Genomic DNA, 19,825 nt, shown 5'->3' on the forward strand with positions numbered 1-19,825 from the left:
GGCTACCGCCATGCGCATCACCCGCATCGAACCCTTCATCCTGCATATCCCGGTGACGGGCGGCTCGATTGCCGACTCGACCCACCGCATCAGCCATTGGGGCGTCGTCGGCGCCAAGATCGTCACCGAGGACGGCCTCGAAGGCTACGGTTTCACCGGCACTCATGCCGACATCGCCTCCGACCGGCTGATCACCTCCTGCATCCGCGACTGCTATGCCCCGTTGCTGATCGGCGAGGATGCTTCCGAGATCACGCGGCTCTGGCTGAAGCTCGCCCGCCACCCGGCCCTGCAATGGGTCGGACGCGCCGGTATCACTCAGCTCGCTCTCGCCGCGGTCGATGTCGCGCTCTGGGACCTCAAGGCGAAGGCGGCCGGGGTACCGCTCTGGCACCTGCTCGGCGGCGCAACCAAGCCGAAGCTCGAAGCCTACAACACCGATATCGGCTGGCTTTCGATCCCGCGGGACGAACTTGTCGAAGGCTGCCGCATGGCGGTCGAACGTGACGGCTTCCGGCGCCTCAAGGTCAAGGTCGGCCATGCCGACCCCGGGATCGACATCGCCCGGCTGGAAGCCGTGCGCCGTGCCATTGGTGACCACGTCTCCCTCGCCATTGACGGCAACGGCAAATGGGATCTGCCGACCTGCAAGCGCTTCTGCGCGCGGGCCGAGGCGCTCGACATTTTCTGGTTCGAGGAGCCGCTCTGGTATGACGATGTCGGCTCGCATGCCGCGCTGGCGAAGGCGACTTCGATACCGATTGCGCTCGGGGAACAGCTCTATTCGCTCGACGCCTTCCGCGCCTTCGTCGCGGCCGACGCCATCCACTACGTCCAGCCCGACGTGACCCGCCTCGGCGGCATCACCGAGTACATCCAGGTCGCGGAGCTTGCACTCGCCAGCCGCCTGCCGGTCGCGCCCCATGCTGGCGAGATGAGCCAGGTCCATGTCCATCTCGCCTATTGGCATCAGGCGACGCCGATCCTCGAATACATTCCCTGGATCAAGGATGCCTTCGTCGAGCCCGCCAATGTCGCCGATGGCTATTTCCTAAGACCCCAGCAGCCCGGCGCCGGCACGACGCCGACCGCTGGGGCCCTCACCCGCTACGCCAAGCCTCTCGCTTGAGAAACCTCATGAAAATCACTGCTGTTGAAACCATCCGCCTGACCGAGTTCGGCAACATCATCTGGGTGCGGCTCCACACCGATGCGGGCCTGGTCGGTCTCGGCGAGACCTTCATGGGCGCCGCCGCGGTCGAAGCCTATCTGCACGAGACCGTGGCGCCGAAGCTGCTCGGCAAGGACCCGCTCCAGATCGAGGCGCGCAATGCCAGCCTGAACAACTATCTCGGCTGGCGCGGCTCGGGCGTCGAAACGCGCGGCAACTCGGCCGTCGACATCGCGCTCTGGGACATCTACGGCAAGGCGATCGGCCAGCCGGTCAGCGTCGCGCTCGGCGGCAAGACGCGCGACACGATTCGCACCTACAACACCTGTGCCGGCTACAAATATATTCGCGATGCGCGCTCGCAGGCTGTCGCCAACTGGCATGTCGGCGAGCAAGGCGGCCCCTATGAGGATCTCGAAGGCTTCCTCTATCGCGCCGACGAACTCGCCCATTCCCTGCTCGAGCAGGGCATCACCGGCATGAAGATCTGGCCCTTCGATATCGCGGCAGAACGCGCGGCCGGCTGGGACATCACGCCTCAGGAACTGAACACCGCGCTGGAGCCGTTCCGCAAGATCCGCAAGGCGGTCGGCGACAAGATGGACATCATGGTCGAGTTCCACTCGCTCTGGAGCCTGCCCATGGCGAAGAAGCTGGCGGAGCGCCTGGCCGAATTCGACACCTACTGGCACGAGGACCCGTTCCGGCTCGACAATGTCCACGATCTCGGCGAGTACGCCCGCCACTCCAAGGCCTGGGTCTGCGCCTCGGAAACGCTGGCCTATACCCATTCCTTCCGAGATTATCTCGAGACCGGTGCCGCCGGGGTCGTCATGCTCGACCTGTCATGGTGTGGCGGCCTGTCGGAAGCCCGCAAGATCGCAGGCATGGCCGAGGCCTGGCACACGCCGGTCGCCCCGCATGACTGCACAGGCCCGGTCGTCTACGCGGCATCGTGCCATTTCTCGATGCATGCCCGGAACACGCTGATCCAGGAATCGGTCCGCGCCTTCTATACCGGCTGGTACACCGAGCTGGTCACCGACCTGCCCAAGGCCGAGAACGGGATKATCACCGTATCGGACGCGCCCGGCCTCGGCCTCGAGCTGCTCCCTGGGCTGGAGAAGCGCGCCGACGCTATCGTGCGCTTCAGCCGCCTCTCCGACCTCTGAACTTCGGTATCGGCGCCCGCCGTCGCATTTCCGACCCGGCCTCCGAGCGAAGCCGGGTCGCTGCAAGGATCTCGCGCCCTGCTCTGCTCCCCGCTCAGCTGAGCATGCGCGTGTCGCCGCAGACCGAGATTTCCTGACCGGAGATTGTCTTGGCGAAGGGGGACGCCAGGAAGACGATCTGCTTGGCGATGTCGTTCGGGTCGACGAACTGCTTGATCGAGACGCCCGCGAACAGGCGCTGGGTCATCTCCTCATGCGAGATGTTGAAGCTGCGCGCCTTGTTGGCGATCACGCTCTGGATACGGGCACCGTCGACCAGGCCGGGGCAGATCGCATTGGCCCTGATTCCGAACTCGCCGAGCTCCGCCGAGATCGCCTTGGTGAAGCCGATGACCCCCCATTTCGCCGCGCCATAGGGCGAGCGCAGCGGAAAGCCGTGCTTGCCGGCCTGGCTCGACAGATTGACGATGCTGGCATTGGCGGATTGCTTGAGATGCTGCACGGCGAGCCGGGTGCAGTTGTACTGACCGGTCAGATCGACTGCGACACAGGCATCCCAGTCCGCGGGATCGATTTCGTCGACGCGGCCGGTCGGCCCGGCTATGCCGGCATTGTTGACGAGGCAGTCGAGCCCGCCGAGCGCCGCCAGCGCCTCATTGAACAGATTGGCCACCGCGTCGCGGTCAGAGACGTCGCAGACCGATTGCGTGATCGCCGGATCGCTGGACGCCATCGCTGCCAGGGCCTCGCGATCGACGTCGCAGATATGGACCCTGGCGCCTTCCGCCGCAAAGGCGCGTGCCGTCGCCCGGCCAATGCCGTTGGCGCCCGCCGTAACCAGAACGCGCAATCCCTTGATCTGCAAATCCATTGTCGTCTCCCCCCGATGCCCGCGCCGTAGCGCCTCTCAGATTGCGGCGAACCCTGACTATGGCGCCAGGCCACCGGTGCTTTCGATATGGGCGGCGGCTGCAGCGATATCGGCTTCCAGCGCGGCCCTTGCAGCCTGCGGATCCCGGCGCCGCAGGGCATCGAGCAGGGCGGCATGGGAAACCACGGCGCTGCCACCGTCGAGGCGGCGCGGTTCGTGGCGCATATCGAGATTGAGGATGGGGCCGGCCTTGAGCCAGAGCCGCTCGATCATCTCGACCAAGGTCGGCATGCGCGCCGCCTCATAGAGCGTGAAATGCAGATTGCGGTTGGCTGCGACTGCGCCAGCGGCGTCTGGGGGATCGGCGCTCGCCGCCTGTCGGAACGCGGCCTCGTGCCGGGCAATCTCCTCGATCTCGGCTTCGTTTGCCGCCTTCGCCGCCTCTTCGGCCGCAAAGCCCTCGACGACCAGGCGCAGGCGCGTCAATTCGCGAAACTGTGCCAATCGCAGCAGCGGAACGCGTACGGCACGTCCGGGCAGAACCTCCAACGCGCCATCCGCGGCGAGCCGGCTGACCGCCTCGCGCACCGGCATCATCGAGACACCAAGAGCCTCCGCGACACGCCGCAGCGAGAGCTTCTCACCCGGAGCAAGCCGGCCGGCGACGAGCAGCGCCCGCAATTCCCCGGTGACCCTCTCCCCCAGGGTCTCGCGCGTCAGCGCCCCGACCTCGTCGAGCGCGGATGCATCGCGACCAGCCGAGACATCACCGATCCCATCGTCGGCAGCCGGATTCGCGAAGGACTGGACAGGGGCAACCATGTCTGCCAACCTAACTGTKATCACAGATCACGACAAGTGGATATCAAGCCGCCAGCAGAGCAGACAGCAGGTCGACAATCTCCAGCGCAAAGCGCGGAACCGTTCTGGGAGGAACGCAATGGCAGACCATCAGCAGTCGAAATTTCGTTTGTCACGACGTCAGGCCCTTGCCGGGCTTGGAGCCGGTGCCGCTACCGGATTGATTGCAAGTCCGTCGCTGATCCTGGCGCAGACGCCGGATGCCATCCGCTTCGGCCACCTGACGCCGCGCACCGGTTTCCTCGGTCCGCTCGGCGAGTACGGCGTCATGGCCGTCGACCTCGCCGTCGAGGAGATCAATGCTGCGGGCGGCATCAATGGCCGCAAGCTCGAGGCCCTGAAGGAGGATTCGGTCAATCCGCAGACCGCCTCGACCAAGGCCGAGCGCATGATCGAGCGCGACAAGGTCGCGTGCATTCTCGGCGAGATTTCCTCGGCCTCCTGCCTGACGATCTCGCAGGTCGCAGCGCGCAACAAGATCCTCTTCGTCAACACCGGCGGCAACTCCGATGCCCTGCGCGGCGAAAGCTGCAACCGCTACATGTTCCATGTCGAGCACCAGAACTCGATGTATGTGAAGAGCTGCGGCCGCTCGCTGATGGCGCAGGGGCTGGTCAAGGGCAAGAAGTGGTTCTCGCTGACCGCCGACTACGCCTTCGGCCATGACCTGCTCAAGGTCGCCAAGCGCTTCATGGAGGCCAATGGCGGCCAATTCGCCGCCGACAAGCTGGTGCCGACCGACGCAACCGACTTCTCGGCGCTCCTGATCGAAATCCGCGCCGCCAAGCCCGACATCGTGATCTCGAACCTTGCCGGCAACCAGATCACCAATTTCCTCAAGCAGTATTCCGAATTCGGCCTGACCTTCCCGGTCGCCGGATTCGGCTTCGACACGGCGCTCGCCTGGGCTGCCGGCAAGGACAATTTTGGCGGCGTCTGGCCCTGCGTGTGGCACCACCTGATCGATACGCCGGCGAGCAAGACCTTCGTCTCCGCCTTCACCAAGAAATACGGCAAGCCGCCGGAGAACCAGGCCTGGGGCGATTACATGGCCGTGAAGATCATGGCCCAGTCGATGAACGAGCTGAAGAGCACCGATACCGCCAAGATCCTCGAGCATTGGGAGAAGGGCGCGAAATTCGACGTCATGAAGACGCGCGAAGGCTATTTCCGCGCCTCGGACCACCAGCTGATGAGCGAAATGTACACGATCACGGCGCTGCCGGCAGCGCAGGTCAAGAACCAGTGGGATCTCTTCACCTCCTCGCCGCCCGTGCCGGGACCGAACGAAAGCCTCGAAGTGATCGCGACGACGGGGGACGAGGCGGTCTGCAAGATGAGCTGAGGCGCTCCCCCCCTTGCCAGATCCGCGCCGTCATTCCGGATCGGCCGCGCCAGCGGCGCCGATCCGGAAGCCATCGTAGAGCCCAGCGCCCTGGGATGGTCCCGGCACTCCGCTTCGTTGCGGCTGGGATGAACGAGCCTCCCGAACCTCTCGGGCGCGCCGCGCCCCTGCCCGACCCTGTCGATCAAGCAAAGGCGTCCCCTTGCTCATTCTCTTCATCCAGCAGGTTCTGAACGGACTGCTCGACGGCGTCTATTACCTTCTGATCGCCCTCGGCCTGTCGCTGATCTTCTCGCTCGGCGGCATCGTCAATCTCGCGCATGGCGCCTTCTATGCGATCGGCGCCTATCTCACGATCGTGCTCGCGCCCCATATCGGCTTCGGCGGCGCGATCATCGCGTCGCCGGTGCTGGTGGCGCTGATCGGCATCGTCGTCGAGCGCGGCCTGTTCCAGCGCTTCTACCGCTCGGACCCGATCCTTTCGCTGCTGCTGACCTTCGGGCTCGCGATGGTGGCGGAGCAATCCCTGCGCATGATCTTCGGCGCGCCGCCGCTCTCGTTCTCGATCCCGCCGGCGCTGCGCGGCCAGATCTTCCTCGGCGAGTTCATCTATTCGCGCTATCGCGCGCTTCTGCTCCTGATTGCAGCAGCTTGCGTACTCGGGCTCTGGTTCCTGCTCCAGCGCACGGCCTTTGGTCGCGTCGTCCGGGCCGGCGTGCAGAACCCCGACATGGTCGGTGCGCTCGGCATTTCGCTGCAGCCCTACATGATGGCTGTAGCCGGCATCGGCATCGGGCTTGCCGGCCTGGCCGGCGTCCTGCTCGCGCCGATCTACTCGATCCATCCCGCCATGGGGCAGGAGATCATCACCCCGGCCTTCGTCGTCGTCGTCATCGGCGGCCTCGGCTCCTTCTGGGGCGTGGTCGTGGCGGCGCTGATGGTCGGCGTGGTCAAGGGCATCACCATCGGCCTCGGCTTCACGCAATGGTCGACCGCGGTGATCTACCTGATGATGCTGCTCGTCCTGCTGTTCCGGCCGCGCGGCCTGTTCGGCGAACGCATCCAGCGCTTCGAGTGAGGGCGAAATGACAGCCTCTCAGCGCGACCGCGCGCCTCTCCTGATTGCCGCCATCGGCCTCGCCGCCCTGCCCTTCCTGATGCATTTCATTGGGCTCGGCACCACCTCGGCGACCGAGATCGTCGTCTTCGCCATTGCCTGCATGGCCCTGAACATTCTCGTCGGCACGACCGGACTCGTCTCCTTCGGCCATGGCGCCTGGTTCGGGCTCGCCGCCTATGCCGCGGGCTTGATCCAGCGCAACTGGCTGCCCGGCCAGTTCGCCCTGCCGATCCTGCTCGCGGTGCTCTTCGTGGGCGTGCTAGCCTTCGCGTTCGGCGCCCTGATCCTGCGCCGCAAGGGCGTGTATTTCTCGCTCCTGACCCTGGCGCTCGCCGCCATGACCTATTCGATCGCCTTCCGCTGGACCGCCGTGACCGGCGGGGAGGACGGCCTCGGCGGCATCAGGCGCCCGCTCTTCGCTGGCGTCGATTTCGATCAGGCGCTGCCGTTCTACATCCTCGTCGCGCTGATCGGCATGGCAGTGGTCTACGGGCTCTGGCGCTTCCAGCGCTCTCCGGTCGGCACCGTTCTGGTCGCGATCCGCGAGAACGAACAGCGCGCCCGGTTTCTCGGCTACCAGACGAATCGCTACAAGCTCGTCGCCTTCACCATCTCGGCGGCCCTGACCGGGCTCGCCGGCACGCTGCTGCTGTTCAACAACCGCATGACCTCGGCCGAGCCGATCTCGGTCGCCTTCTCCGGCGAATTGCTGGCGATGGTCGTGATCGGCGGCATGCGCTCCTTCCTGGGCCCGGCTCTCGGCGCGCTCTTCTTCGTGATCTTCCGCGACTATCTCTCGAGCCTGACGCCAAACTGGCTGTTCTGGTTCGGGCTGCTCTTCGTCGGCTTTATCGTCTTCTCGCCCATGGGGCTCGTTGGCGTCGGCGAGCGGCTGCTGCGGCCCTTCCGCAAGCAGGCTGCCGAAGATGCGGCAATGTCGGCGCGCAAGGTCGGTGCGGTCACGCTCCCGGATTTCATGAAGCCGCAGAACTGGGTCGAGGGCGCAATCCTTACCGCGACCGGCCTCGCCAAGAGCTTTGGCGGCATCAAGGCGGTCGAGGGTGTCACTCTCGCGATACGCGACCGGTCGCTGCATGCGCTGATCGGCCCGAACGGTGCCGGCAAGACGACCGCCTTCAACCTGATCTCAGGCCAGTTTCGGCCGGATCATGGCGAGGTTCGCCTGCGCGAGCGCGAGATCACGGGGCTCTCGCCCGAAGCGATCACCCGCGCCGGCATCGGCCGCGCCTTCCAGATCACCAATCTGTTCCCGTCGCTTTCCGTCGCCGAGAATGTCCGTCTCGCCGTGCAGGCGCGCGCTCCGGAGCGCTTCGGCTTCTGGCGGGCGGCGGAGTCGCTGGGACAGGTTTCGGACGAGACGCGGCAGGTCATCGAGACCATGGGCCTGCGCGGCATCGAGAGCGCCGAGGCCGGCTCGCTCAGCTATGGCGGCCAGCGTCTGCTCGACATGAGTCTCGCCCTTGCCACCAAGCCGCGTGTCCTGCTCCTGGACGAACCACTCGCCGGTCTCGCAGCAGCCGAGCGCGAACGCGTCGGCAACCTGATCAAGTCGATCTCGGCCGACCTGCCGGTGCTGCTGGTCGAGCACGATATCGACCGCGTCTTCCAGATCGCGGACCATGTCACGGTGATGAACGAGGGCAGCGTGCTGGTCGATGGCACGGTCGAGGACGCGCGCTCCTCCCCGCAGGTTCAGGCGGTCTATATCGGCTCGGGAGCGCATGCGCTGGCCGAGAAGCCACGCCCCAGTGCGGCAGGAGAGACGATTCTGCTCGGGCTTTCCGGCGTCGACACCTATTACGGCAAGAGCCACATTCTCCGCGACGTCAGCTTCGACGTCCACGTGAACGAGATCGTGGCGCTGCTCGGCCGCAACGGCGCCGGCAAATCGACCTTGCTGAAGACGATCACCGGCATCGCGCCGCCCGCCACGGGAACGATCAATCTTGCCGGTTCCGACATCGCACGCCTGCCGCCGGCCGTGATCGCGCGCGGCGGCATCGCCTATGTGCCGCAGGGGCGCGGTCTCTTCGCCGGCATGAGCGTCAAGGACAATATGGAACTCGGCCGCCTCAAGCGCCTGACCGGCAACGGCACGCGCTGGGAGGACGACAAGATCTTCGCCTTCTTCCCACGCATCAAGCAGCGCTGGCATTCCCCGGCCGACTACCTCTCCGGTGGCGAGCAGCAGATGGTGGCCGTGGCGAGGGCGCTCTCCGGTGACACGCGTGTCCTGCTGCTGGACGAGCCCTTCGAGGGCCTCGCCCCGGCTGTGGTCGAGGAACTTTTCGAGGCCTTCGACAAGCTGAGACAGGAGATCGCGATCGTGATCGTGGACCACCATCTCGACCTTGCGCTGGCACTTTCGGACCGCACGGTCGTGCTTGAGCGCGGCCAGGTCACTCATGTCGGCCCGTCGAAGGCTCTCAGCCAGGACCTGGCGCTACGCCGGCAGGTGCTCTGGCTGTGAGCGCCCTGCCTCAACCCTATCCCGACCTTCGTCGCTTCCCGCAGGATCAACACGCATGACCAAGATCGCGATCATAGGCTCCGGACTGATCGGCCGTGCCTGGGCCACCATCTTCGCCAGCCATGGTTTCGACGTCGCACTGCATGATGTCGCGCCCGGAGCGGCCGAGGCCGCCCGCACCCATATCGGCAGCAATCTTGAGGAACTCGCCGGCCACGGCCTCGTCGAGGACCCACGGGGCTCGCTCGCGCGTATCCGCGTCGCCTCGGGCCTGGCGGATGCCTTGAACGGCGCCGACCTCGTGCAGGAGAACGGGCCGGAGGCCGTGGAAACCAAGCGCGCCCTCTTCGCCGAGATGGACAGGCTTGCCGCGCCGGAGACGATTCTCGCCTCCTCGACCTCGTTCATCATGGCCTCGGTGTTCAGCGAGACGCTCCCGGGGCGGGCCCGCTGTCTCGTCGCCCATCCCGTCAATCCTCCGCATCTCGTACCCATCGTCGAACTCGCACCGGCGCCCTGGACGGCTCCAGCCGTCCTCGCCCGGGCCAAGGCGATCTATGAACAGGCCGGGCAGGTTCCGATCGTGCTGCGCAAGGAGAAGCCGGGCTTCGTCCTCAACCGCCTGCAGGCCGTGCTGCTGGCGGAAGCCTTTCGCCTCGTCGGCGAGGGCGTCGCGAGTGCGGAAGACGTCGACAAGACGATCCGCGACGGGCTCGGCCTGCGCTGGTCCTTCATGGGGCCGTTCGAGACGATCGAGCTCAACGCGCCCGGCGGTATTCCCGATTACTGCGCCCGTTACGGCGCCTCCATCGCGACCATGGCGGCACAAGCCGTTGGCGGCGACCCGTTTGGCGCGGAAACCGTCGCCACGGTCATGAGCGAATGGCCCGGAACGCAATCGGCCGAGCGGGTGAAGCGCCTGAGCGACTGGCGCGACACGCGGCTGGCCGCACTGCAGGCCCATAAGCGCGCGGCCGCGCGCAAACCCGTCTGAAATCCTTCATCCTGACCGCTGATGGGAGCCGCCATGGCCAAGAACCGCAAAGTCATGATCACCTGCGCCGTGACCGGTGCGATCCACACCCCCTCGATGTCGCCTTACCTGCCGGTGACCGCCGATGAAATCATCGACGCTGCGGTCGGCGCCGCCGAAGCGGGAGCGGCGCTCGTGCATGTCCATGCTCGCGATCCCGTCACCGGCAAGCCGGACCAGTCCCCCGAGGCCTTCGAGCCCTTCCTGAAGGTGATCAAGCAGCGCAGCGATTGCGTCATCAACATCACCACGGGCGGTGCGCCGACCATGGGTATCGAGGAGCGTCTGCGACCCTGCGCCTATTTCAAGCCCGAAGTCGCTTCGCTCAACATGGGCTCGATGAATTTCGGTCTGTATCCGATGCTGAGCCGCTTCAAGGCGTTCAAGCATGATTGGGAGCAGCCCTATCTCGAAGGCTCGAAGGACCGCATCTTCAAGAACACGTTCCAGGACATCGAGAACATCCTGACGACCTGCGCCGAGAACGGCACGCGCTTCGAGATCGAGTGCTACGATATCGGACATCTCTACACGCTGGCGCATTTCGTCGATCGCGGGCTGGTGAAGCCGCCCTTCTTCGTCCAGTCGGTCTTCGGCCTGCTCGGCGGCATCGGGCCGCACCCGGAAGATGTCGCGCATATGAAGCGCACGGCCGATCGGCTCTTCGGCGACCAGTACCATTGGTCGGTGCTTGGCGCCGGGCGTCACCAGCTTCCGATCGCCGCAATGGCTGTCGCGATGGGTGGCAACCTGCGCGTCGGTCTGGAGGATTCGCTCTGGATCGGGCCGGGACAGTTGGCAAAATCCAATGCCGAACAGGTCCGGGCGGCGCGGAAGATCATCGAAGGTCTCGGACTGGAGCTGGCGACTCCGGACGATGCGCGCGAACTGCTGCAGCTCAAGGGGGCAGACAAGGTCGCCTTTTGAACGGCGCCGCTACTAAAGCATCGGCCCGAAAAGTGGATTGCGGTTTTCGGGAAAGCCGACGCAAGGACAAAGGGTTAAATCATCGGACTGGATACGATATCCGGTCCGTTGATCTAACTCCGCCTCGAAATCGCGGCCGACCTACTGCCGGTCATCATGACGGTGCCGAACGCCTCGATCTGCGCGGCAGAAGATGCATCGTCCCTCGCGCCCCCGACGATTCCGTTCAACGGCAGCGTTTGCTGGAATGCATAATTGAGGCGACCGCCGCGGCGCAGAGGCCGAGCAGACATGCCGAGACAAGCAGGGTCGGCATGATACCGGCCCTGTCGAACCCTGCCGCATAGATCAGCGGCATGGCCGACTGCCCGAGCATGGCCGCCATCGAGTGCAACGCCATCATCGCGCCCTGCGTATGCGGGGTGAGCGTCGCCAGATAGGTCTGAAGTGGAATGGCTGCACTGCGATAGGCGAAGCCGAATGCCAGCAATGCGCCGAACTGCAAAGGCCAGGGAAGATGGGCACTCAGACTTGCCATGGCGAGCGTCATGACCAGCCCGCCGGCCAGGGTGAAATGGACTGGCGTTATCCAGCGCAGGGTGCGGCGCAGGCTGACCCCATAGGCAATGCTGCCGATCATGAAGCCGGAGAGCACGATGCCGACGGTGGACGCACTGGCTCCGACGAGAAAGGCAATGTGCGGGAACAAGCCCTGTGTCAGTCCGGTCAGGGCAAGCTGCAGCCCAAGACCGCGGCGGGCGCTCGCCAGCCCGAGAATCCTGCGATAGGCAGAGAACGCCGAGCCGAACCCGGCGCGCGATGACGAGACTTCGCGGGTATCGCGCAGCGCCGCCGTGACGATAGCGAAACAGGTCAGGCCGATCAGGCCGGCCACGAGCAGGCTGCCGCGCCAGCCGAGCGCATCGGCAATGAAGCCGGACCCAACGGCCCCGGCCAGCGACCCTGTGACCGAGGCCGCACTGGCCTTGCCGAAAGCCTCCTGATGCCCCTCAGGCGCGATCCGCTCCGCCAGGATGGCAAAGCACAGCGGGAATGTGCCGGCCGTGAAGAAGCCGACGACGAGCCGGGTGGCGAGCAGCAGCTCGAAACTGGAGGCAAGGCTGCCGAGCAATGTGCCAAGCGCGCTCACCCCGAGGCAGACGCGCATCACCCGCAATTTGCCGAGTTGGTCGCCGAGAGCACCGGCAATCGGCTGTGCCAGGGCATAGGCGAGCGCAAACGCCGTCGCCATGGCCACAACCTGGCTGCGAGGCACCGCAAAATCCCGGCTGAGCAGGGGCAGCACGGGGTCGAACAGGAACACTCCGAGCGAAGAGCCGAAGCAGGCGAGGCCGAGAATGCGCAGCAATGCGTGCTGCTGGCCGGGCGGCGGCTTCGCGACTTGGCGTGGGGCGTGGCCCCCTGGCGTGCCGACCGGCAGACTGGTCATCAGCTTGCGCAGCCCCCTCAGCGTCATCGGCTGCCCCGAACTCGGGCTCATCCGCTCAGGCACAGACGAGGGATGTCCCCGCCGAGGCGCCTCGTCCCTTGCCCCCCGAATGCCGGCATGAGCCCATGTGATTTGGCCCTGCGCCGGCCGAACAAGATGCGCGCTTTCGTCAAATTCCAGACGGATCGGCCGTTTTCGCGGCTCTTTCAGCAGCATCTTTCAGATGGCATGGCTCAGACGTTCGAGGTCATCGGCGCTGGCGTCATGGCGCCTCCATTTGCGGGATCGCTCGCGGAGCAAGGAGCCAGCGTCACCGCCATCGCACGCGACGTTGGGGGAGATCGGGCGCCGCTCCGCAGGCCGGAAGATCCTCTGTCGGTGCGGTTCGGAGATTGAGTTCGGCGTGGCGCTGGCTCTTGCCCGCCATCCGCAATGTGCCGAGAAGCACTGGAATTTCCAGCGCGTCTCGGTGTCTACGTCGCGGCCACAAGGGAAGCGCGACAGGCGCGGCTATGCAGGTTCATCCCTGCGAAGCGAGGCGGCCACCCGCACGGATGCGGGGGCGCGGGATCGTCCGGTCAGCGGCGGCAGACTTGCACGCGGCGGACGACCCAGCGGCCACGATGGTCGCGCACGCGACGGTTTTCCCACCAGCAGCGGCCATGGCGTGGCGCGACATGCCGCGGGGGCGAACGGTGCCATTGTGCGAGTTCGACGCCGGGATTGGTGGCAACGCTACCAGCCGATGATACCGGGGCAGCAAAGGCAGTGCCCGAACACAGTGCTCCGATAACCATCCCAGCAGCGAGCGCTGCTCCGCGAATATCAACCAATTGATCCTCCTTGGCCTCAAGCCAAATTTTGACCCGGCGCATCACCACGCCAGGCAATCGATCGGCCGCTGTCACGGCCGATCGTTCCTGCTCCGCCCGCTTTGACCGCGAGCTCGGCGAAAACTCTCGGCAGTCGGACAGAATTCAGAAGCGCCAGATGAGCGGAACGATGAAGACGGCCACCACGAAGAACCAGATCAGCAGCGGCAGGCCGAGCTTCCAGTAATCGCTGAAGGCATAGCCGCCTGGCCCCATCACCATCAGATTGGTCGGCGTCGCGATCKGGGTGAGGAAAGCTCCGGCGGCGGCAACGGCCGTGCTCATCAAGACCGGCCGCGGCGAAATCCCCATGCTGGCGGCCGCAGCGACGCCGATCGGGATGACGATGAGCGCGGTCGCGGTATTGCTGATCAACTGCCCCATGACGGCAGTCAGGACGAACAGACCTGCAAGCAAGGCGACCGGCCCGGCATCGCCGACCATGTAGACGAGCCGCTCGGCCATCAGCTTCGCCGCACCGGTTTCCACCATCGCGGTCGAGAGCGGCATCATGGCGCCGACGAGGATCACGGTGGTCCAGCCGATCGCGCGGTAGGACTGCTCGACATTCATGATACCCGACAGGATGATCGCGCCTGCAGCCAGCAAACCTGCGACGGCGGGCGGGACGACGCCTGTGGCAAGCAGCAGAACCATCGCGACGAGAATGATGACAGCCTGCTTCGCGCCGGGGCCCATCGGCACGGCCTGACGGCGCACCAGTTCGGGCGAGCTCACGACGAGGACATCGGGATCGTCGAGATGGACGTCGAGCGCCTTCCAGGTGCCCTGCAGCAGCATGGTATCGCCGGCTTGCAGCACGATGCCACCGGAATCCTTGGTTGCATTCGCGGCGGCGAGTTCCGCCCCCGCGCGCTGCACGGCCAGAACGATCAGATCGCCACTGTCGGTGACCATCCCCGGGAAAACGGTCTGGCCGATCAGGCCGGAGCGCGGCGGGATCACGACTTCGGCCAGACCGGAGCGCTGGTTGAACAGCGTCTCCGCGCCCTGCCCCTGCTTTGCCTCCTCACGGAAGGCGAGATGCATCTCCGCCGCCAGTGTCGCGGCCGCGTCAACCTCACCGCGAACCAAAAGATGATCGCCATCGGCAATGACCGAGCGGCGGATGGGGCTTGCGGTTTCGCCCTCCTGAATGGCGACCAGCTGCAGCCCCGGATAGGCCGACAGGTCGATGCTGGCGGGCGCAGCGCCGAGATAAGGCGAACTGGCACGCACGCGCATCTGATAGATGCCGCTGGCAAGGCCGTATTGCTCGACCAGCGTCTTGGCATGCCGGCTGAAATCGGCGGGCATGGTCGCGCCATTGCGCTCAGGCAGCAGGCGCTGGCCGAACAGGATGATGATCGCCATCGTGCCCGCCAGCAGCGGCACGCCGACCAGAGCGAATTCGAAGAAACCGAAGCTGCCCATCCCTGCATCGCTACTGGCCTCGGAGACCAGCACGTTCACGGGAGTTCCCGTCAGCGCCAGCATCGAACCCGCATGCGCGGCGAAGACCAGCGGCATCAGCAGTTGCGAAGAATTGCGCTTGAGCCGAACCGCGATGACGACAACAACCGGCAGCAATGCAGCGACGGCGCCGTTGAGGCTGATCACCGCGGTCAGCAGCGAAACGAGAATCATGGTGAGAATCAGAAGGCGGGTTCGACTTTCCTCCCCCGCTCCCTTGATCAGGAGTTGGCCTGCCCAGGCGGTGACGCCGGTGACCTCGAGCCCGGAGCTGACGACGAAGAGCGAGGCGATGAAGACGACGGCGGGGTCGCCGAAACCGCCCAGAGCCTGGGGGAGGGTCAGGACACCGGTCGCCCAAAGGGCAAGCGCTACTCCCATCGCGACCAGAACGACGGGAATCTTGTTCCAGATGAACAAGACCACGGCAACGGCGATGATGGTGCCGGTATAGGCTATCGGGCTCAATCGCTCAGCTCCCTATTGGGCCCTGCCAGGCCGCAGAAATGCGTAGGGCGCAGCATGCCGGCGCAGGCTACGCCCCGGCACACCGCACCCAGCCAAGGCCTCAGTCTTCCAGGGTCGCCATCAGGATACCGATGCGGCAACCCTTTTCGTACTCGGTGAGATTCACATACTCCTTGATGGTATGGATCTCGGCCTGCCCGGCGCCGATGGTGATGGTCGGAACCCCGTGCTTGTCAAACCAGTTGGCGTCGAGACCACCATTGGAGAACAGATAGGTCGGCTCGATGCCTAGCAGCTTGAGCGCCTTGGTGGCACGCTTCACCACCGGAGCATCCTGGCCCAGTTCGAAGGGGGGGTAAGCCGGCTTCTGGCTGAACTTCACCTCCGCGGTGTTGCCCTCATGATCCTTCACCTCGCCCTGCGCCTTGGCGAAGGCCTCCTTGTAGCCGTTCGCGATCTTGGTCGCGAAGGCAGCCTCCGGGCTGCGCGCCTCGCCGCGGATATAGACGTAGTCGGTGACGACATTGGTCGCATCGCCGGCCGCGACCGTGCCGCCCTTGCCGCCGAAAATGCCGACATTGCTGGTGCCGTGGCCGTCGGATTTGACGACCTTGCCGAACCAGCCGGCACGCTGTGCCTCGGCGATCGCGATGGCGCCGACCAGCGTCGCCGAAATGCCCTTTTCCGGCGCGACGCCGGCATGGGATGCCTTACCCTTGATCTCGACTTCCCAGTTCTCCTGGCCGACTGCACCGACGAGCAGCTCCGAGGCGAGCTGGCCATCGACATTGATGCACATCGCAGCCCCGCCGAGATCGGCCGGGTTGAGTTCACGGGCACCATGCAGCCCGCTCTCCTCGCGGACGGTGAAGAGCAGGGTGATCGGCGGATGCGGCAGCTTGTGCTTGATCAGCGTCTCGGCGAGCACGACCAGGAGCGCGACGCCGGTGCGGGCATCGCCGCCGAGCGCGGTCGTGCCGTCGGAGACGATGCGGTCGCCCTCACGCCGAGGTTTGGCGCCGGCGCAAAGCGGCACGGTGTCGAGATGGGTGGAGAACAGCAGGCGTGGCCCCGGCCGCGTGCCCGGAAGATCGACGAAGAGATTGCCGGTCTCCGTCGGCACCGGGATGCGCTTGTTGGCATCGTCGAAGCGGATCGCGGATGCCGGCACCCCGACCTTCTTCAGCGCCTCGCTGACCGCAGCCCCGATCTTGGCTTCCTGACCGGTCACGCCTTCGACCGAGAGGAAATTCATCAGGTGGTCGATGGCACTGGCGACGTCGAGGGGGAGTGAGGGGCTGCTCATGATGTCCATCCGATCAGGTCAGGGTTATTTCGTTTCGGGCTGCGCGACCGGCCGTCACAGGCCCCAGGGCAGGCCGAGCATCTTCCAGACCGCGAAGAGCGCCGTCCACAACACGAACATCCAGACGACATAGGGCAGCATCAGGGAGACGATCGTGCCGACACCCGCGGTCTTGTCGTATTTCTGGGCGAAGCCCACGACGAGGGCGAAATAGGCGTTGAGCGGAGTGATCGCGTTCATCGGGGAATCGCCGACGCGATAGGCGGCCAGCACCGCTTCCGGCTCGACGCCGAGCTTCATCAGCAGCGGCACGAAGACGGGCGCGAAGATCGCCCATTTTGCAATCGCGCCGGTCAGCAGGAGGTCGATGATCGCKACCACGACGATGAAGCCGAGCAGCAGCGGCAGCGCGCCGATATTGGCCGACTGCAGGACGCCCGACAGGCTGAGCGCCATGACGGTGCCCATGTTGGTATAGGTGAAATAGGCGACGAACTGGCTCAGCACGAAGAACAGGAAGATCGTGCCGCCCAGATTCTTGATCGACTTCTCGATCGCCGCGATCACCTCCGGCAGCGTCCGCAAGGTCCCGGCTCCGATGCCATAGGCCCAGCCCGTGGTGAGGAACATCAGCATGATCAGTGCGATCAGCCCGTTCATGAAGGGCGAGTTGCCGATCAGCTCGCCGGTTGCCGGATTGCGCAGCGGCGCCCCCKACGGCAGTGTCAACAGACAGAACACCGCAACCAGCGCKAGCAGGCCGAGCCCCGCGAAGCGCAGTCCACGCGTTTCCTGATCGGACAGCGAAGCGCCCTGCTCCGTCGTGGTGCCTTCGGCCGCCAGCTTCGGATCGTAGACGCCAAGGCGCGGTGCGATCATCCGGTCGGTGATGAAGGCGATGACGACGGTGAGGAACAGCACCGAGGCGATCGAGAACCAGACATTGGAAGCCAGGCCGATCGAGCGGTTCGGATCGACGAGATGGGCGGCGTCATTGGTGAACTCGACGAGAACGGCGTCGAGCGGCTTGATCAGCATATTGACCGTGAAAGCTCCGGCCACGGCAGCAAAGCCGAGCGCGAGACCGGCGAGCGGATGCCGCCCAACGGCGAGATAGGCAATGCCGGCGAGCGGGATCAGGACCAGATAGCCCGCATCCGCGGCAATGCTGGCGAGGATGCCGACGAAGGCCAGGATATAGGTCAGCGCCCACCCCGGCGACACGATGACGAGCTTCCGGATCAGCGCCGTCACCAGGCCGGATTCCTCGGCCACGCCGGCCCCGATCATCGCGACGATCATCAGCCCCACGGCGGTGAAGCTCATGAAGTTCGGAATCAGCGACGAATAGATGAAGCGAATGCCTTCGACGTTGAGCAGGCTGCGTATCGCCGTGCTCGCCATCTCGACCTTATGGGTGTCGGGATTGATGCGCTCGAAGGTGACCGCCGCGCCGAACAGGCTGAGCACGGCCGACAGCACCATGACGATGGCGATGAGGATGAGGAAGATGACGACGGGATGGGGAACCATGTTCCCCACTTTCTCGACCGCATCGAGAAATCTCTGCATCGTGGTCTTTGACGCGACGTTCCCGGTAGACATGTCTTGCCCTCCCCTAAGCCTTGGACTTCGGCCCCACGGGGGGTCGCGATGAGCAGGTGTGCCGCCGGAATCGTTGCCGAGGCGGTCATACCGGCAACTTAATTCCCTGCGCGCCGAGGGCATCGGCACAGAATCCCAAAGCTTGGACCGCCTGTCCCAAAGTTGACGGCAAGCTTGCTGCCTCCGGATGGGTTCTTTATCCTGACACAGCCGCTCGAGATCCTCCGATCTCCTATTTGCAGATTGGGGACGTCGACGTGACACCGACGCACGGTAAGGCATGCAAGAGCAATTCGGTAAGCCCGTTACTGCGTGCAATGCTTGGCGCGCGCCCGAATCCTGGGGCTCTTTGACCATGGGCCGCCGCCTCGACACCTTGCGGATGAGCCTGGCGGGACTTGCCGTCGCGTTCGGCCTCAGTGCTTGCGCTTCGGCGCCACGCGGATTGCTTCAACCTGTCGAGCCCGTTGCCGGTACCGACCGTGTGAACATGCTTGCCGCGACGACGCGCGCTCCCTCGGCGGAAGCGGGTGTTCTGTTCAGCGGCGAGCGCGGAGATACGGTCTCGTTCAGCAATATCGTCGTCTCGATCCCCAAGGATCGGGAGGTCGGTACCATCCAGCTGCCGCGCACGGCTCCCGGCAATGCGGCAACGGATTTTGTCGTCACCTCGACCGCGCCGGTCGCCAAGACGGACCTCGTCAAATGGTTCAAGTCGACGGGCGGGCGCAAGCGCCGGGTCTTCGTCTTCGTCCACGGCTTCAACACGCCGTTCGACCGCGCCGTCTTTCGTTTCGCACAGTTGACCCATGACGCCGATGCCGATGCGTCCCCGGTCCTGTTCTCGTGGCCGTCGCGCGGCCATCTGCTCGACTACAGCCGGGATTTCGACAATGCATCGTATTCCCGCTCGGATCTCGCTTATCTGCTGAAGGCGGCTGCAAGCAGCCCCTCTGTCGGCGAAATCGTCATCCTCGCCCATTCCATGGGGAGCTGGCCTGCCGTCGAGGCCGTCAGGCAGATCGCTCTCGAGCAGGGCGGCGTCCCCCGGAAGATCAACAATCTCATTCTGGCCTCGCCCGATCTCGATGTCGGCGTGTTTCGCCGGCAAGTCGAGGACATGGGCTCCCAGCGTCCGCAGATCACGCTTTTCGTCTCGCAGAACGACAGGGCGCTGCAGCTCTCCCGCTTCATTTCCCGCGGAGCGACGCGCCTCGGCGGCATTGACCTGACGCGCGACGAGTACCAGCAGCAGCTGGCGGGGTTGTCAGGCATCACGGTGCTGGATCTCAGCGCCATCAATGCCGGCGACCGCATCAATCACGACCTCTTTGCCGCCAGCCCCGATGCGGTCCGCCTGATCGGAGGCCGGCTGCTCCAAGGCCAGGTCATCACCGATTCCGACGTTTCCACTCCGCTGATGGCTGCGGATGCGCTCGGTTCGGCCGCCAGCCTGATCGTTACCGCGCCGATTCGCGTCTTCGACGCAGCGTCCCCGCGCCAGTAGCGAGCCAAGTGCCGCAAGAGGACCACCTGCTTCCTCCTGATAACGACAATTCTCGGCGGTTTATTGCTTGCCATTGCTAGCTCCGAGCGTCACAGTTTCTTCACGGAACTGAGAAACATTGACCTCCCGTTGGTACGCGGGGCCAAGATTAAC

14 protein-coding genes are annotated in these 19,825 nt (G+C 65.2%); 8 read left to right on the forward strand and 6 right to left on the reverse strand.

Annotated features, from left to right (window positions below; genetic code table 11):
* The first annotated feature begins 10 nt into the window (after nucleotides 1-10).
* Together AC1DIO_RS11975 and AC1DIO_RS11980 are read left to right on the forward strand one after the other, a co-directional pair.
* Nucleotides 11-1,129, forward strand: a complete 1,119-nt coding sequence (locus AC1DIO_RS11975; protein ID WP_476823519.1) for a mandelate racemase/muconate lactonizing enzyme family protein — start codon at nucleotides 11-13, stop codon at nucleotides 1,127-1,129.
* Nucleotides 1,130-1,137: 8 nt separating this feature from the next.
* On the forward strand, nucleotides 1,138-2,343 hold the full coding sequence (locus AC1DIO_RS11980) for a mandelate racemase/muconate lactonizing enzyme family protein (protein ID WP_476853440.1): 1,206 nt from the start codon (nucleotides 1,138-1,140) through the stop codon (nucleotides 2,341-2,343).
* A gap of 94 nt (nucleotides 2,344-2,437) precedes the next feature.
* Here AC1DIO_RS11980 and AC1DIO_RS11985 read toward each other — a convergent pair whose 3' ends face one another.
* Both AC1DIO_RS11985 and AC1DIO_RS11990 read right to left on the reverse strand, forming a co-directional pair.
* Nucleotides 2,438-3,214: an SDR family oxidoreductase gene (locus AC1DIO_RS11985; protein ID WP_441490740.1), complete on the reverse strand. Its 777-nt coding sequence runs from the start codon at nucleotides 3,212-3,214 to the stop codon at nucleotides 2,438-2,440.
* A 57-nt stretch (nucleotides 3,215-3,271) separates the two neighbouring features.
* A complete protein-coding gene (locus tag AC1DIO_RS11990) occupies nucleotides 3,272-4,036 on the reverse strand; it encodes a GntR family transcriptional regulator (protein ID WP_441490739.1) in 765 nt (254 codons plus the stop codon).
* Nucleotides 4,037-4,154: 118 nt separating this feature from the next.
* Between AC1DIO_RS11990 and AC1DIO_RS11995 the strand changes: the two genes are divergently transcribed.
* The 5 genes from AC1DIO_RS11995 to kce all read left to right on the forward strand — a co-directional run bounded on the left by AC1DIO_RS11995 (nucleotide 4,155) and on the right by kce (nucleotide 10,991).
* Nucleotides 4,155-5,420, forward strand: a complete 1,266-nt coding sequence (locus tag AC1DIO_RS11995; protein WP_441490738.1) for an ABC transporter substrate-binding protein — start codon at nucleotides 4,155-4,157, stop codon at nucleotides 5,418-5,420.
* A gap of 202 nt (nucleotides 5,421-5,622) precedes the next feature.
* Complete coding sequence (locus AC1DIO_RS12000) at nucleotides 5,623-6,498, forward strand: branched-chain amino acid ABC transporter permease (RefSeq protein WP_441490737.1); 876 nt, start codon at nucleotides 5,623-5,625, stop codon at nucleotides 6,496-6,498.
* A 7-nt stretch (nucleotides 6,499-6,505) separates the two neighbouring features.
* Entirely contained in the window at nucleotides 6,506-9,031 is a 2,526-nt protein-coding gene (locus tag AC1DIO_RS12005; RefSeq protein ID WP_441490736.1) for a branched-chain amino acid ABC transporter ATP-binding protein/permease, read from the forward strand.
* Nucleotides 9,032-9,086: 55 nt separating this feature from the next.
* Nucleotides 9,087-10,025 (forward strand): 3-hydroxyacyl-CoA dehydrogenase, encoded by a 939-nt coding sequence (locus AC1DIO_RS12010; protein ID WP_476853441.1) that lies wholly within the window; start codon nucleotides 9,087-9,089, stop codon nucleotides 10,023-10,025.
* A gap of 33 nt (nucleotides 10,026-10,058) precedes the next feature.
* Nucleotides 10,059-10,991, forward strand: coding sequence for a 3,5-dioxohexanoate:acetyl-CoA acetone transferase (gene kce, locus AC1DIO_RS12015; protein WP_441490734.1), 933 nt, complete (start codon nucleotides 10,059-10,061; stop codon nucleotides 10,989-10,991).
* Between the two features lie 226 nt (nucleotides 10,992-11,217).
* Here the strand turns inward: kce and AC1DIO_RS12020 are convergent, their stop codons facing one another.
* The 4 genes from AC1DIO_RS12020 to AC1DIO_RS12035 all read right to left on the reverse strand — a co-directional run bounded on the left by AC1DIO_RS12020 (nucleotide 11,218) and on the right by AC1DIO_RS12035 (nucleotide 18,165).
* Nucleotides 11,218-12,468, reverse strand: coding sequence for an MFS transporter (locus AC1DIO_RS12020; RefSeq protein WP_476853442.1), 1,251 nt, complete (start codon nucleotides 12,466-12,468; stop codon nucleotides 11,218-11,220).
* A 950-nt stretch (nucleotides 12,469-13,418) separates the two neighbouring features.
* Entirely contained in the window at nucleotides 13,419-15,254 is a 1,836-nt protein-coding gene (locus AC1DIO_RS12025) for an SLC13 family permease (RefSeq protein ID WP_476853443.1), read from the reverse strand.
* Nucleotides 15,255-15,354: 100 nt separating this feature from the next.
* Nucleotides 15,355-16,560, reverse strand: coding sequence for a M20/M25/M40 family metallo-hydrolase (locus AC1DIO_RS12030; RefSeq protein WP_476853444.1), 1,206 nt, complete (start codon nucleotides 16,558-16,560; stop codon nucleotides 15,355-15,357).
* A 54-nt stretch (nucleotides 16,561-16,614) separates the two neighbouring features.
* Entirely contained in the window at nucleotides 16,615-18,165 is a 1,551-nt protein-coding gene (locus AC1DIO_RS12035) for an AbgT family transporter (RefSeq protein WP_476853445.1), read from the reverse strand.
* Nucleotides 18,166-18,520: 355 nt separating this feature from the next.
* Between AC1DIO_RS12035 and AC1DIO_RS12040 the strand changes: the two genes are divergently transcribed.
* On the forward strand, nucleotides 18,521-19,672 hold the full coding sequence (locus AC1DIO_RS12040) for an alpha/beta hydrolase (RefSeq protein ID WP_441490729.1): 1,152 nt from the start codon (nucleotides 18,521-18,523) through the stop codon (nucleotides 19,670-19,672).
* Nucleotides 19,673-19,825: the final 153 nt, after the last annotated feature.

This window comes from Allobosea sp. 05T439 (genome assembly GCF_056396005.1).